Source organism: Halomonas korlensis, assembly GCF_900116705.1.
GTDB classification, from domain to species: domain Bacteria; phylum Pseudomonadota; class Gammaproteobacteria; order Pseudomonadales; family Halomonadaceae; genus Halomonas; species Halomonas korlensis.
The window spans coordinates 111,775-125,847 of the sequence record NZ_FPBP01000010.1 but is presented as its reverse complement, the minus strand read 5'-3'; the positions used below and the strand labels follow the sequence as shown (position 1 = coordinate 125,847).

Below are 14,073 nucleotides of genomic sequence, written 5' to 3'. Positions count from 1 at the left end.
CAATTCTCCCTTCTTGGTGCCTGCATTCTAAGGGAATGCAGGCGGTGAGGGCAGTAGCGATCGAGGGCTGGGTAACGCTACTCCTGCTGGCAGACGACCTGAAAGAGCGGGTCCGTTTCCGTAAAGGTTTGCGTTGCCTCGGTACGGGGACGCGGCGGTTCGCCTGCCAAGGGGACGGTTTCGCGCGAGGTGCAGTTCATCAGGTAGGCCTGGTGGGTGACCTGATCCACGTATTCTTTCCTGAAGCGGTAGCGTCGATATTGTACCAGTCGCTGGCCGTCTGCCTGACCAGTGATCAGGTCGTCCTGGTCAACGACGCTGAACGCCGTGGTCATTGGAAAGGCGTAGGTCCAGGGACGCCAGAAGGCCTGCCCCTTTTCGACATCCACCACCCGAGCCGAGTCGGGTAGCTGGGTCTGCTTGTGGTCGAACCAGGAGTATTCATGGTTGATTTGGTAGGCCAGCATGCCGAGGCCAGCGCAGACCGGGACGATCCAGCGCGGTAGCCGTTTGCCGCTGACGAGACGGAGCAGTAGTCCGACCCCCGCGGCGCCCAGTCCGGCAAACACGGCGGCGATGAGGTGCCATATCATAAAGTATTCTTCCTGAAAGCAATCGGGCTTCCTGATGGAAGCCCGATTGGGTGTTGATTCCACAACGCAGACGATCTGTGTCAGGAATCCATTATCGCTTAGTGGTCAAGCGCAATACCAGCCCCTTTGGGGTAGCGCACGCTTTCCACCAGATCCTGAATTTCCTGCGGCGGCTCCTCGGTAACGCTGGAGACGGCGAAGGCAACGGCGAAGTTGATCATCGCGCCTACCGCACCGAAGGACAGCGGAGAAATACCCAGTATCCAGTTTTCCTGAGTGTTGGCGAGCATCTCGGTGCCAGGGACGAAGAACCAGCCCAGGTAGGTGAAGATGTAGAGCAGGGTGGCGAGCAGGCCGGAGAGCATACCCGCAACCGCGCCCTTGCTATTCACTCGCTTGGAGAAGATGCCCATCATCAGCACCGGGAACAGCGAGGCGCCGGCGATACCGAAGGCCAGGGCAACCGTCTGAGCCGCGAATCCGGGTGGGTTCAGACCCAGATAGGTTGCCAGCAAGATGGCCCCTCCCATGGAAATACGCGCGGCCAGCATCTCGCCTTTTTCGGATATTTTCGGGTTGATCATGGTTTTGATCAGGTCATGACTGATCGCCGAGGAAATCGCCAGCAGCAAGCCAGCGGCCGTGGACAATGCTGCTGCGATACCACCAGCAGCGATCAGGCCGATGACCCAGCCCGGCAAATTGGCGATTTCGGGGTTGGCGAGCACCAGGATGTCGTTATTGACGTCAAGCTCGCTGCCCTCCCAGCCACGCTCGGAGAAGTCAGCCGCCTCGTTGTAGAGCTGAATGCGATCATCGTTGTTCTTGTCCGTGTAGGTGATCAACCCGGTCTCTTCCCAGGTCCTCATCCAATCCGGACGCTCTTCGTAGAGGATCGGGTTGTCGATCGCCTCGTCATAGTTCTCGACCTGGCCGGCCATGTCCGGATAGACGGTGGTCAGCAGGTTCAGGCGAGCCATGGAGCCGACGGCGGGAGCGGTCAGGTAGAGCAGGGCAATGAACACCAGCGCCCAGCCGGCAGACCAGCGAGCATCGGCGACCTTGGGAACGGTGAAGAAACGGATGATGACGTGGGGCAGGCCTGCGGTACCGACCATCAGCGACATGGTGAACAGTACCATGTTCAGCTTGTTATCGACGTCGGCGGTGTAGTCGCGGAAGCCCAGCGCATTGACCACTTCATCCAGCTTTGTCAGCAGGGGGACACCGGACTCGGTGTGGGTACTGAACATACCGAACATCGGGATGGGGTTGCCGGTCAGCTCCAGGGCGATAAATACCGCGGGAATGGTATAGGCAATGATCAGCACCACGTACTGGGCCACCTGGGTATAGGTGATGCCCTTCATGCCGCCGAATACCGCATAGAGGAACACGATGAAGGCCGCGATCCAGATGCCCCAGGTGTTGGAGACTTCCAAAAAGCGCGAGAAGGCCACGCCGGCGCCGGTCATCTGACCGATGACATAGGTGACCGATGCCACGACTAGACAGATGACCGCGACCAGACGCGCAGTGTTGCTGTAGAAGCGGTCACCGATGAAGTCGGGCACGGTGAACTTGCCGAACTTGCGCAGGTAGGGCGCGAGCAGCATCGCCAGGATGACGTAGCCACCGGTCCAACCCATCAGGAAGGTCGAATTGGCATAGCCGCCCGAGGCCAGCAGGCCCGCCATGGAAATGAAGGACGCCGCGGACATCCAATCGGCCGCCGTTGCCATGCCGTTGGTTATCGGATGCACGCCACCGCCAGCGACGTAGAAGTCCTTGGTCGATCCGGCTCGCGCCCAGATTGCGATACCGATGTACACGGCGAACGAGGCGCCCACGAACAATAGGTTGATTGCAAATTGACTCATGCTGGCTTACTCCCCCAGGCCGAACTTTTTGTCGAGCCGATTCATTTTCCATGCGTAGAAGAAAATGATGCAGATGAAGGTCAGGATCGAGCCCTGCTGAGCGAACCAGAAACCCAGATCCGTTCCTCCGACGGGGATGCCCGCCAGCAGCGGACGCAGCAGGATGGCAAAGCCGTAGGACACCAGTGCCCAGACGGCCAGGCAACCTCCTATCAGGCGCTTATTCGCCTTCCAATATGCATCGGCGTTGGATGTGTCTTCAGCCATCGTGTAGCTCTCCGTTTTTTTGGGATAGTCACTTGCACCGATAGTCGGCGGACTCACCAGGGCAATTGCGCGTATACATGGTTATTTCTTCTCGCCGACATGGTGCCTTCGCATCGTGTTGCATGTCAGATGACGAGACGTCTTGTCGACGTGCAATTGCCCCTGAGTCCCGCACCGCTGAATAGTGGGCAATGAGTGCCCAAAAATAAATCCCAGACTTTGGTATCATGAGAAAAATTTTAATTACTCATATTCAACATAAAAGCATTTAAATCAACAAAATACTATCTGTTTTATGGATATATCCGGTTTCTTTTGGGCGAGGCATTGGACGATTGTCTAGGCATCAAAAGCGCCAACGAGTGTTGCCTCCCGCTAGACTCAGGGCAATGGCCTAACGGGAGCAAATAGGACGATCGTCTAGGTTCTTTCCTGAAACCCGACTTTGTTATCGTCATATCTTCGTGGCCGTGATATCTCAATTCCCCCTTGGGGGAGATGGCCACATAACGAGGACACCATCCATGGTCGAGGTCGATCTCTCTCAGCCGCCTTTTACCTTTCTCGATGAGGAAGGGCGCGAGCGCATCCGAAGTGGCATTGATTTGGCCTATTTCGATCGTGACGAGATCATTCTAGAAACCGGCCAGCCCGGAGAATACGTCTTCATCATTCACAAGGGAGAAGTCGCCGAACTGGATCCCACCCTACCCACCAATCAATCACGCATCGGCCACTACACTGCCGGCGACCTTTTCGGCGCCATCAGCATCATCAATGGAAAAAGCCGCTACCGGTTTCGTGCCGAGCAGGAGAGCCTCTGTTATCTCTTGCCCAAGGGGCTGTTCCTGCAATTGTGCGACGACTATCCGCCGTTCGATGAGTTCTTTCGCCAGACGCTATCCCACAAGACGCGCCTGCTGACTGAGCAGCGTGCCGAGGGTGGCGTAACCATGGCCGGTTTCATGCTCGCCAAGGTGAGCGAGTGCATGCGTGAACCGCTTTGCGTGAGCGAGACGGCCACCATTGCCGAGGCGGTCGCCACCCTGCACGAGAGCCATGCCGACAGCCTGCTGGTCAAGAGTGAGCGGGGGGCTGGCATGATCACCAAGACCGATCTACTCAACGCCCTCGTGCTGCAAGGGCTGGCGAAGGATAGCCCGGTCCAGTCGATTGCCCACTTTGAGCTGGTCAGCGTGGCGCCGGGTCAGTACCTCTTCGAGGTATTGGTGTTGATGACCCGCTTCAAGGTGGAACGGGTGGTCGTCGTCGACCAGGAGCGCCCGGTGGGCGTCGTGGAACTCACCGACGTGTTGAGTTTCTTTTCCAGTCGCAGTTATGTGGTCACCCTGCAGGTGGAGCAGGCCAATAGCCTCGCGGCACTGGCCACCGCCAGCCGCCGCACCCCGGAGCTGGTGCGGGCACTGATGGCGCAGGGCGTCAAGCTGCGTTTCGCCATGGGGCTGTTGGCGGCCCTCAACGGCCGCATCATGAGCAAGGCGTGGAGCTTCGTGATCGATGAGCGCTACCACGCAGACAGTTGCCTGATGGTGATGGGCAGTGAAGGGCGTGGCGAGCAGATCCTCAAGACCGATCAGGACAATGGCCTGATTCTCGCCGATGAAGTGGAGTGGCCGGACTGCGCCGAGCAGATGCAGCGGCTGACCGAAACGCTGATCGAACTGGGCTACCCGCCCTGTCCCGGCAACATCATGGTCTCCAACCCCGAGTGGGTCGCCACCGTGAGTCAGTGGCGAGACCGTATCGCTCATTGGGCGGCGACACGTAACGGCGATAGCCTGATGAAGCTCGCCATCATGCTCGATTCGCATGCCGTCGCCGGCAACCCGGTGTTGCTTGACCGAGTACGCGAAGAGCTCTTCGAGTGCTGTTCGCGAGATGAGATCCTGTTGTCCTATTTTGCTCGTACCACCCTGCGGTTCTCGACGCCATTGACGCTGTTCGGCTCCCTGAAGAAGCAGCAGCACGGTATCGACATCAAGAAAGGCGGGATTTTTCCTATCGTGCACGGCGTGCGCACACTGGCGCTGGAGCGCCGGATCCACGCCACCTCGACGCTAGAGCGTCTCGACGCCCTGGCGCAGGACGGGCGCTTGAAGCGTGACTTTGCCGATGATCTCGGTGAGGCCCTGTCGCTGTTTACCGAACTCAGGCTAAGGCAGCAGCTGGCCCGTCTCGATGATGCGCTAGACGGCAGCGACAACCCCGATCGCGTCGTGGTGCAGGACCTGTCTTCCCTGGAGCGCGACCTGCTTCGCGAAGCGCTGCATATCGTCAAGGACTTCAAACAGCGCCTGTCGCATCGCTATCACCTGGAATATTCATGAAACGGCATGAGCGGTTGTCAAGGAACGACCATTGGAAAGCAACAGAACGTCAGGGAGCATCGCAATGCTGAAGATACTGCGTCGGGCCGCCGACCGGCGCCGACAGGTTGATGGAGATTACGCCTGGCTGTTTCATCCTTATACCGGTGATGAGCTCGTAGTCATCGATTGCGAGACGACTGGCATCGATACGCGTCGCGCCGAGCTGGTATCGCTTGCAGCGGTCAAGATCCGCGGTGATCGAATACTCACCAGCGATTCGCTTGATCTGCGTCTGTCATGCCCTGCGAGCCTCAGCGGCGACTCTATTCGCGTTCACGGCCTGCGTGGCGTTGATCTGGTGGATGGCGAAACGGTCGAGTCTGCATTGGCCCGTTTTCTCGACTTCATCGGCAATCGCCCCCTGGTGGGTTGGCATCTGGGTTTCGATCTGGCGATTCTCAATCGTGAGCTGCGCCCACGCTTTGGTTTCGAGCTGCCCAATGCCGGTATCGACGTGGCTCAAACCTATGCTCGCCAGCTACGCCGCAGCCATCCCGAACTGGATGTCCGGCCGCGCTTCGAGCAGGTGGCCGAACGCCTGGGAGTGCCGGTGATGGGGCGTCACACCGCCCTGGGTGACGCCGTGACCACGGCACTGATGTACCTGCGCCTGGAGCGCGGCGCCATGCTGGCCAAACGCAGTTCATGACCCGTCACCACGCCCGATGGCGGCCTGTGGCTGGCGTCGCCAGCGAGCGGCGGCGATGGTAGGATGAGCGCCGACCATTTCCAGCCGCTCTGGCAGTGCACCGACCATGCAAGATGCCCTGAACTTCGACCCTCGCTCCACCGACTCACTATCTCCCGGCAACACGCAGCCGATGACGCGGGATAGTCTTGACGCCAACAAGAGCCGGCGTGAGTTCAACAAGCTGCAGAAGCGCCTGCGGCGGCAGGTGGGGCATGCCATCATCGATTACGACATGATTCGCGAGGGCGACCGGGTGATGGTCTGCCTCTCCGGCGGCAAGGATAGCTACACCCTGCTGGAAATCCTGCGCAACCTCCAGCGCAACGCGCCGGTGAATTTCTCACTGGTGGCCGTGAACATGGACCAGAAACAGCCGGGCTTTCCCGAACACGTGCTGCCCGAGTATCTCGACGGCATCGGCGCCGAGTATCACATCCTCGAGCGCGATACCTACTCGGTGGTCAAGGAGAAGACACCCGAAGGCAAGACGACCTGCGCGCTGTGCTCGCGACTGCGTCGTGGCTCGCTCTATGGGTTCGCCGAAGAGATCGGAGCGACCAAGATCGCGCTCGGCCACCATCGGGAAGATATCCTCGAGACGCTGTTTCTCAATCTGTTCTTCGGCGGCAGCCTCAAGGCGATGCCGCCGAAGCTGCTATCCGACGACGGCCGGAATATCGTCATCCGGCCGCTGGCCTACTGCCGCGAGGCGGATATCGCCGAATTCGCGCGGCTGATGGATTTCCCCATCATTCCCTGCAATCTTTGCGGCTCCCAGCCCAACCTGCAGCGTCAGGTGGTCAAGGAAATGCTGGCCGAGTGGGAGGCGACGCATCCCGGACGGCTGGAAAGCATGTTCAAGGCGGTGACCCAGGTTGCTCCATCACAACTCGCCGATCGAGACTTGTTCGACTTTGCGGGGCTTGAAGATAAACAGGCGCGCATGCAGGCCGACAGGATCGATATCCTCGACACCCTCAAACGGTAAGCGGGTAATGGTTGACCAGCACTTGTTGGTGAGTAACCAATGGCCAGCCACGACCGTTTAGCTAACGCCAGGCGAATCGAGGGCTTTCTTATCCCGACACAGCGCTGGGTACCCGGATCGAGGATATGAATCTCACGCCCCGAGACGGCGACCAAGCAGCTTACGCAGGTCATCGATAACCACTTTCCTGGGATCGCTCTCCCGGATCAGAAACTGTGCTTTTCCTTCCCGATCGAACGCGAATACCGCATTTGGGTGCGACACGTCATAGTGGTCGGTCTCGTCCTTTTCCCCATGGCTGTAAGTCACGCGGTAACGGCGTGTCAGGGCATTCAGCGCGTCCTCGGTGCCGGTAACCCCAACGAACTCGGGGCCGTAATTCGCAGTGTATTCACGCAAGGTATCGGGATCGTCGCGGGACGGATCCACCGAGACAAAAAGGACCTGCAGGTCGCCGCGCGCCTCTTCATCGAGTTCGCCAATGATCGAGTCGAGATGCGCCATGGTTGTCGGGCAGACGTCATGGCAGTGGGTGAAGCCGAAGAAAAGCAGCGTTACATCGCCACGAAAGGCCTGCGCAACGACCGTCTCCCCCGATTCGCTGGTGAGATCGAATTCCAACGGTGGCATGAGTCCGGAAATGTCCTTGGTCTGCCAGTCGGTGTCGGAACAACCCGCCAGCCATGAGCCGAGCATGAATACCCCTCCCATGAGCACAGCTTTCGACAAGCGCCCCGGAAGGAGGCAAGGTAGGCATCGCCCCACCGGGCCTGCAATGTGCGTCATGGCGTTCATGGTTGAGTCATCCCCCGTTCAGGGTCTGCTTTGCCCGTGTTCGCGTCGTCCTTTCCAGCGAGTATGTGGCGAACCACGATCAATATGCCGATCACGCTCATCATCGATGCGGGTATCCATGTAAGCAGGCCACCGAGCCGTTGGTCGGTCAGTGGCGCGATCGGCCAGGCGCGGCCACAGACGTCATAAACGTCGAACAGGACCCTTTCGCTGAAAGTGAAGTAGGCCCCCAACAGAACCTGTGGCGTAATCACTGCCAGCATCACCAGGATGCGTGTTCCGTACCCCAGCCCACCCTGCTCGGGGGTACGCGGATCGAGCATCAACCACCAGAACAGCAGGCCATCGAGTAGCATGCTCCAGTTCATGATCTGGTAAAGCTGACGACTGAGCATCGCATCGAAGTGGATTTCCGGGATGAGCCAGAAGTAGATCAGCCCGACGAACAGCAGCGGGGCGATCAGCGGATGTTGCAACAGGCGGTACAGCGGGCCCAGGACCCGTCCTGCCATGGCTCGCCCTGGGAGGCTCACGCTTCGAACTGGCAGACCTGCCGCCAGTACCGGCAGCGGCGCGGCCAGGGCGATCAGAAACGGCGCCATGTGATGCAATACCAGATGCTGAGCACGATGAGTGAAGAACATGAACTGGGACAGGTAGTCGTATTGCGTCTGGGTAACTGCATAGACCCCGATGACGCCCAGTAAAAAGGCGAATGATCGCCAGAGGTCCGGCGCCTGACCCTTGCTTCGCTGCCGCTTCAGGCCGCGCAGGTAGCACCCGGCCGCAACAAGACAGGCAATGGCCCAGGCGGGCGAAAACTCCCAGGGCAGCAGGTAGCCGACGACGCGCTCCAGCTCCCACATGACTCCTCCTCTGCCTAGACGAGATGCCAACCGTCTGATGCTATGTTTTTGAGCATAGCGAACATGACAAGCCGGAGCATACCGGTATCGGCAGGAGGGAATGTCTTGCCAGATGGCGCGTCCTCAACTGAATGCAGCGAATTGGCGGAAATCGAAGGGCCGACAACGAGACATCCGCAATGCTGGGCAGGAAAGAGAATCCTGGACTAGGGTAAAGCCGTTATGTTCGTAAATGTAACGATTCAGACCCAGGGCCGGTTCTGATGAGTCGTCAGGGGGATACCGCCACGCCGTGCTGATAGGCAATGGGCACAGCACCCTTGGCTACCGGTATTTGCAAGGGATGTGTCGCCATCGGTTTGCGGCGCATGATGCAACGGATTGTTCATGCAATGTCCTTGAAGAAAGTCTACCGAAAGACAGGTTGGCTCGGAGCCGTCGTTCTGCTCTTGACCGCCTGCGAAGGCTCCCAGTCGGCTCTCGATCCGGCGGGTTCGGCAGCCGAACTGATTGCCCGGCTCTGGTGGCCGACGCTGTTCGTCGCCACCCTCGTCACGTTGTTGGTGCTCACCCTGCTGGCGGTGGCTGTTTTCCGAGCCCATAAGAAACACGCTGAGCTTCCCCTGAGCGTCCGCCAGAGCCGCAACCTGGTGATTGCCGGTGGCATCATCCTGCCACTGGCCGCGACCATTCCCTTCGCCTTGTCGAGCTTTTCCATCGGACGCACGATTCATGCGCCGCTTCCCGATGACGCCCTGACCGTGGAAGTCATCGGTAAGCAGTGGTGGTGGGAAGTGCACTACCTGGATGAGGCGGGAGACCGCATCGCCACCACAGCCAATGAGATTCATATACCCGTGGATGAGCCGATCCGCTTCCTGCTGAGCTCGGACAATGTCATACACAGCTTCTGGGTGCCCAACCTGCAGGGCAAGACGGACATGATACCGGGGCGCACCAATCTCACCTCGATGACGGCGGACGAACCAGGCGTCTATCGCGGCCAGTGCGCGGAGTACTGCGGCACGCAGCATGCCTTGATGGCCTTCCTGCTCGTGGCCGAGGCGCCGGAAGCGTTCGACGACTGGTTGGCTCACCAACGCCAACCGGCCAGGGAGCCGGCGACGGACGCGCAGGCGCGGGGGCGCGAGGTGTTTCTCGAAGCAGAATGCGCCGATTGTCACACGATCCGCGGCACGCCCGCCGACGGCGAGGACGGGCCCGACCTGACCCACATCGCCAGTCGGCAAACGCTGGCCGGGGCCACAGTGCCCAATCGTATCGGACACCTGGGTGGCTGGATTACGGACCCGCAGCACATCAAGCCGGGTAACAAGATGCCGCCAAGCGAGCTGTCGCCGGAAGAGCTACAGACACTGCTCGGTTATCTGGAGAGTCTGGAATGACGGTCGAGAGCCCCGCCAACCCGCGCGACCTGACCGATTCGCCGGAGCAGACCGCTCAATTGGAGCACACCTGGCACTCGCCCGGCGGATTCATCGGCTGGTTCACCCACGTCAACCAGCGCATGATCGGCAAGCGCTTCATCATCACCGCCTTCATCTTCTTTCTGCTGGCGGGCATTCTCGGCGTGCTGATGCGGCTGCAACTGGCCGGCCCCGAGCAGCAGTTGTTCGGGCCGGAGCTCTACAATCAATTCTTCACCATGCATGGCACGGTGATGATGTTTTTCTTCGCCATTCCGGTGATGGAGGGTTTCGCCATCTATTTCGTGCCGCTGATGATCGGCACACGCGATATGGCCTTTCCCCGGCTCAACGCCTTCGGCTATTACGTCTATTTGATCGGCGGAATCGTGCTGATTGGCTCGCTACTGTTGAACATGGCGCCCAATGCCGGCTGGTTCAACTACGTACCCCTCGCCAGCAAAGAATACACCCCGGGCTACGGCGTCGACGTCTGGACCACCATGATCACCTTCATTGAAGTCTCGGCGCTGACCGCGGCGGTCGAGCTGATCGTCACTACGCTGAGGATGCGCGCGCCGGGCATGTCGCTGAATCGCATGCCGCTGTTCGTCTGGGCGGCTCTGGTGATGTCGTTCATGATCGTTTTCGCCATGCCGGCGGTGATCGTCAGCAGTACGCTGCTGATTCTCGACCGACTGGTGGATACCCAGTTTTTCATCGTCGAGAGCGGTGGCGAGCCTCTGCTGTGGCAGCACCTGTTCTGGTATTTCGGCCACCCCGAGGTGTACATCATCCTGGTGCCGGCGCTGGGTATGATCTCGACGATCATCATCACCTTCACGGGTCGTCCGATCTATGGCTACACGGCGCTGGTACTGTCGGTGGTGGCCATCGGCTTCGTCAGCTTCGGCCTGTGGGTGCACCATATGTTTACCACCGGCCTGCCGCAGCTCGGCATGAGCTTCTTTACCGCGGCGAGTGCCACCATCGCCATCCCCAGCGGGGTGCAGATCTTCTGCTGGATCGCCTCGCTATGGGGCGCCCGGATCCGCTTCGCCACGCCAATGCTCTGGGTGCTGGGATTTTTTGCCATCTTCGTCATCGGTGGTCTCACCGGCGTCATGGTGGCCTCGATTCCCTTCGATACCCAGGTGCACGACACCTTCTTTCTGGTCGCGCATTTTCACTACGTGCTGATTGGCGGGGCGGTCTTCCCGCTGATCGGCGCGACCTACTACTGGTGGCCCAAGATTACCGGGCGAATGATGAGCGAAGCGGCAGGCAAGTGGAGCTTCTGGCTGGCGTTCATCGGCTTCAATGTGACCTTCTTCCCCATGCATCAGTTGGGGCTAGAAGGCATGCCGCGGCGTATCTATACCTATGTTGAGGAGATGGGCTGGAGCGAGCTCAACCTGCTGGCGACAGTCGGCGCCTTGGTGCTGGCAACGGGCTTCGGCATCACGCTGGTCAACGCGATCTGGAGTCTGTTTCGCGGGCAGCGTGCCGAGCCGAACCCTTGGGGGGCGCCCACCCTGGAGTGGGCGGCTGACTCTCCGCCGGCCTCCTACAATTTTCGTCATATTCCCGTAGTGAAGAGCCGCTGGCCACTGTGGGACTGGGAGAGGGATCGTGAGCGTGGTGTCGTTACCGGGCTGCGCAACGACCGTCGCGAGGTGGTGCTCACCAGTATTCTGGATGCTAGGCCGATAGGCGTACAGGTGCTGCCCGAGCCGACCATCTGGCCGTTCGTCTCGGCGGTGGCCGCTTCCCTCGGCTTCGTCGGCATCATTTTCCATCCGATCTTCTTCGTGATCGCGTTCTTTCTGGTGTTCTTTAGTCTGGTGGCCTGGTTCTGGCCTCGCCGGCCATGGAGGAAAGACTGATGCGAGTGGTGCAAGGCATCGATGTCGCGGACATGACCCGCTTCAATCCGGACCGGCGGGCGCCACTGTGGTGGGGCATCCTCGGTTTGATCACGATCGAGTCGGCGGTGGTGCTGGCGTTCTGCGTTAGCTATATGTACCTGGCGGCCTATGCCGAGGCCTGGCCACCCGTTGGTGAATCCGCGCCTCCGCTGCTGTGGCCGAGCATCAACCTGGGCCTGCTGATGCTCAGTAGTCTCACCATGTTCCTGGCTGGACAAGGTATCAACCGCGGCAACAAGCGTGTGCTGGCCCTCGGCGTCAGCGCCAGCGTGCTGCTGGCCTCGGTGGTGCTGGTGTTGCGCTCGCTGGAGCTGATGGCCTACGAGTTCAGTTGGAAGGACCATGCCTACGGCTCGATTATCTGGACCATCTCCGGCTTCCATTATGTTCATGTGACATCAATCGTCGTCGGCAGCGCAGTGGTCGCCATTCTGGCCTGGCGTGGTTACTTCACCGAGCAACGCCAGATCGGTGTCGTGGTGGATACCAACTACTGGTACTTCGTCTGCTTCGCCTGGATACCCTTCTATCTGCTGCTGTACTGGGGGCCTCGCCTGTATGGCTGATGACGTGCAGGACGGCGGATTACAACATCCGCTGCGGCTATGGTCCGGCTGGGTGATCGGCCCCGCGGCTTGGGCGCTGCATCTGCTGGGCAGCTACCTATTGGTACCCAAGGCCTGCGAAGCTGAGACTGTCTGGTTGCTGCACGCCGTGACGCTGGTCACTCTGATGCTGGGCCTCGCCGGCGTGGTGGTCGCCTGGCGTCAGTGGACACGGGCCGGGCGACGCTGGCCAGGATCCGGTGACGATGGGACGTCAAACATACGTTTCATGGCGGTCATGGGGTTACTCATCAGTGCCCTGTCGTCGCTGCTCATCGTGGCCGAGGGTGTGCCTAGCTTCTTTCTGAGTCCCTGCCTATGACAGCGAAATACCTATTCATCTTGCTGTCGCCGCTGCTCCTTGCTACCGGTTGTAGCAAGGACGAAGCCGAGCCGCCGCCGGGCGATCCGGCCAAGGGTAAGGCGTTAATCCGCGACTATGGCTGCGGCAGTTGCCATGCCATTCCCGGCATTCCGGGGGCAGACGGTCGCACGGGGCCGTCGCTCGAGCGCATTGCCAGGCGTGTCTACCTGGCTGGCGTACTGCCCAATACGCCCAGTGACATGATGCGCTGGATTCGCGCTCCCGAGGCGATCGATCCACGCACGGCCATGCCGAACATGGGCGTTAGCGAAAGCGACGCACACGATATCACCGCTTACTTGTACACACTGAAATGAATAACCAGGGTCGCCAAGATTCAGTCCAGAAGATCCGCAAGCGGATCGAGATCCATGTCGGCCTCGCCATCGCGGCGCTGGTCGTTGCCATGGGGGTGGGCGCGGCCGGTTTCGTCTATTGGGGCGCCTATAACGTCTCGGCGCTGCAGCAGCATACCGAACCCGTCTTTACCGTGCTCAACCTGGCGCTGGATCGCTCCATACGCCAACGGGCCGAGGAGGTCGAGGTTCCGAAGTTGACACCCGACATGGCCGAGCAGGGACGTCGTCTCTACGAGAGCCGGTGCGTGCAGTGTCATGGCGCCCCCGGCGTGGGCCGCGATGACGTGGGCAAGGGGCTGACGCCGGTACCTCCCAATCTGGCGCATACGGCAAAAGCCAAGAGCGCTGCCGAAATTTTCTGGCCCATCAAGCACGGCATCAAGATGACCGGCATGCCGAGTTGGCAGTTCAAGTTCAACGATGAGCAGATCTGGGCCATCGTGGCCTTTATCACGCGCCTGCCGGAAATGTCTCCGGCCGACTATCAGACGATGAGCGCGAGCGGCGGCCAACCGTCTCGCGACGTAACGACCGTGAGTGCGCCCGCTCCGGCGCGGACCGCTGCTTTGCCCGACCCCGAACGAGGCAAGCTGGCTCTGTACGGTTACGCCTGCATTGCCTGCCATCGCATTCCCGGGACGGTCGGGCCGCACGCCGACGTGGGGCCACCGCTTAAAGGGATTGGTGAGCGCCGTTATATTGCCGGGGTGCTGCTCAACACCTTCGATAACATGGTGAAGTGGCTACGCCATCCCACCGAGGTGGACCCCCTTACCGCCATGCCGGACCTGGGCGTGACAGAGCAGGACGCCATGGATATGGCGGCTTATTTAAGCTCGCTGGAATGATAATCATATAATCTGAAAAAATCTTACTTACCTGCTTTCGAAATAAAAACATAATGTCCAAAAATCGAAATA

At 59.9% G+C, this 14,073-nt stretch carries 14 protein-coding genes; 9 read left to right on the top strand and 5 right to left on the bottom strand.

Going from position 1 to position 14,073, the window contains the following annotated elements; genetic code table 11:
- Nucleotides 1–77: 77 nt before the first annotated feature.
- From BM341_RS13920 to BM341_RS13910, 3 genes are all read right to left on the bottom strand, one after another.
- Nucleotides 78–593 carry a hypothetical protein gene (locus tag BM341_RS13920; protein ID WP_089796668.1) on the bottom strand — a complete coding sequence of 172 codons (516 nt, stop codon included), beginning with the start codon at nucleotides 591–593 and terminating at the stop codon, nucleotides 78–80.
- A 98-nt stretch (nucleotides 594–691) separates the two neighbouring features.
- On the bottom strand, nucleotides 692–2,473 hold the full coding sequence (locus tag BM341_RS13915) for a sodium:solute symporter family protein (protein ID WP_089796667.1): 1,782 nt from the start codon (nucleotides 2,471–2,473) through the stop codon (nucleotides 692–694).
- A 6-nt stretch (nucleotides 2,474–2,479) separates the two neighbouring features.
- Nucleotides 2,480–2,740 carry a DUF4212 domain-containing protein gene (locus tag BM341_RS13910; RefSeq protein ID WP_089796666.1) on the bottom strand — a complete coding sequence of 87 codons (261 nt, stop codon included), beginning with the start codon at nucleotides 2,738–2,740 and terminating at the stop codon, nucleotides 2,480–2,482.
- Between the two features lie 524 nt (nucleotides 2,741–3,264).
- On the opposite strand from BM341_RS13910, the gene BM341_RS13905 reads away from it, so the two are divergent.
- The 3 genes from BM341_RS13905 to ttcA all read left to right on the top strand — a co-directional run bounded on the left by BM341_RS13905 (nucleotide 3,265) and on the right by ttcA (nucleotide 6,809).
- A complete protein-coding gene (locus tag BM341_RS13905) occupies nucleotides 3,265–5,088 on the top strand; it encodes a DUF294 nucleotidyltransferase-like domain-containing protein (RefSeq protein ID WP_089796665.1) in 1,824 nt (607 codons plus the stop codon).
- A gap of 64 nt (nucleotides 5,089–5,152) precedes the next feature.
- On the top strand, nucleotides 5,153–5,779 hold the full coding sequence (locus tag BM341_RS13900; RefSeq protein ID WP_089796664.1) for a 3'-5' exonuclease: 627 nt from the start codon (nucleotides 5,153–5,155) through the stop codon (nucleotides 5,777–5,779).
- Between the two features lie 106 nt (nucleotides 5,780–5,885).
- Entirely contained in the window at nucleotides 5,886–6,809 is a 924-nt protein-coding gene (ttcA, locus tag BM341_RS13895; protein ID WP_089796663.1) for a tRNA 2-thiocytidine(32) synthetase TtcA, read from the top strand.
- A 132-nt stretch (nucleotides 6,810–6,941) separates the two neighbouring features.
- Here ttcA and BM341_RS13890 read toward each other — a convergent pair whose 3' ends face one another.
- Both BM341_RS13890 and BM341_RS13885 read right to left on the bottom strand, forming a co-directional pair.
- Entirely contained in the window at nucleotides 6,942–7,604 is a 663-nt protein-coding gene (locus BM341_RS13890) for an SCO family protein (protein WP_245784278.1), read from the bottom strand.
- A complete protein-coding gene (locus BM341_RS13885; protein ID WP_089796662.1) occupies nucleotides 7,601–8,470 on the bottom strand; it encodes a cytochrome c oxidase assembly protein in 870 nt (289 codons plus the stop codon). Before BM341_RS13885 ends, BM341_RS13890 begins: the two co-directional genes overlap by 4 nt.
- Nucleotides 8,471–8,919: 449 nt before the next feature.
- Between BM341_RS13885 and coxB the strand changes: the two genes are divergently transcribed.
- Genes coxB through BM341_RS13855 form a run of 6 tightly spaced genes read left to right on the top strand, consistent with a single transcriptional unit; the run spans nucleotide 8,920 to nucleotide 14,001 of the window.
- Nucleotides 8,920–9,876 carry a cytochrome c oxidase subunit II gene (gene coxB / locus BM341_RS13880; protein WP_217646241.1) on the top strand — a complete coding sequence of 319 codons (957 nt, stop codon included), beginning with the start codon at nucleotides 8,920–8,922 and terminating at the stop codon, nucleotides 9,874–9,876.
- Nucleotides 9,873–11,783, top strand: coding sequence for a cytochrome c oxidase subunit I (gene ctaD, locus BM341_RS13875; RefSeq protein WP_089796660.1), 1,911 nt, complete (start codon nucleotides 9,873–9,875; stop codon nucleotides 11,781–11,783). The genes coxB and ctaD overlap by 4 nt, the downstream gene beginning before the upstream one ends.
- Nucleotides 11,783–12,391: a cytochrome c oxidase subunit 3 gene (locus tag BM341_RS13870; protein ID WP_175507873.1), complete on the top strand. Its 609-nt coding sequence runs from the start codon at nucleotides 11,783–11,785 to the stop codon at nucleotides 12,389–12,391. Before ctaD ends, BM341_RS13870 begins: the two co-directional genes overlap by 1 nt.
- On the top strand, nucleotides 12,384–12,752 hold the full coding sequence (locus BM341_RS13865; protein ID WP_089796658.1) for a hypothetical protein: 369 nt from the start codon (nucleotides 12,384–12,386) through the stop codon (nucleotides 12,750–12,752). The genes BM341_RS13870 and BM341_RS13865 overlap by 8 nt, the downstream gene beginning before the upstream one ends.
- A complete protein-coding gene (locus tag BM341_RS13860) occupies nucleotides 12,749–13,111 on the top strand; it encodes a c-type cytochrome (RefSeq protein WP_089796657.1) in 363 nt (120 codons plus the stop codon). Before BM341_RS13865 ends, BM341_RS13860 begins: the two co-directional genes overlap by 4 nt.
- Entirely contained in the window at nucleotides 13,108–14,001 is an 894-nt protein-coding gene (locus BM341_RS13855; protein WP_089796656.1) for a c-type cytochrome, read from the top strand. The genes BM341_RS13860 and BM341_RS13855 overlap by 4 nt, the downstream gene beginning before the upstream one ends.
- Nucleotides 14,002–14,073 lie beyond the last annotated feature (72 nt).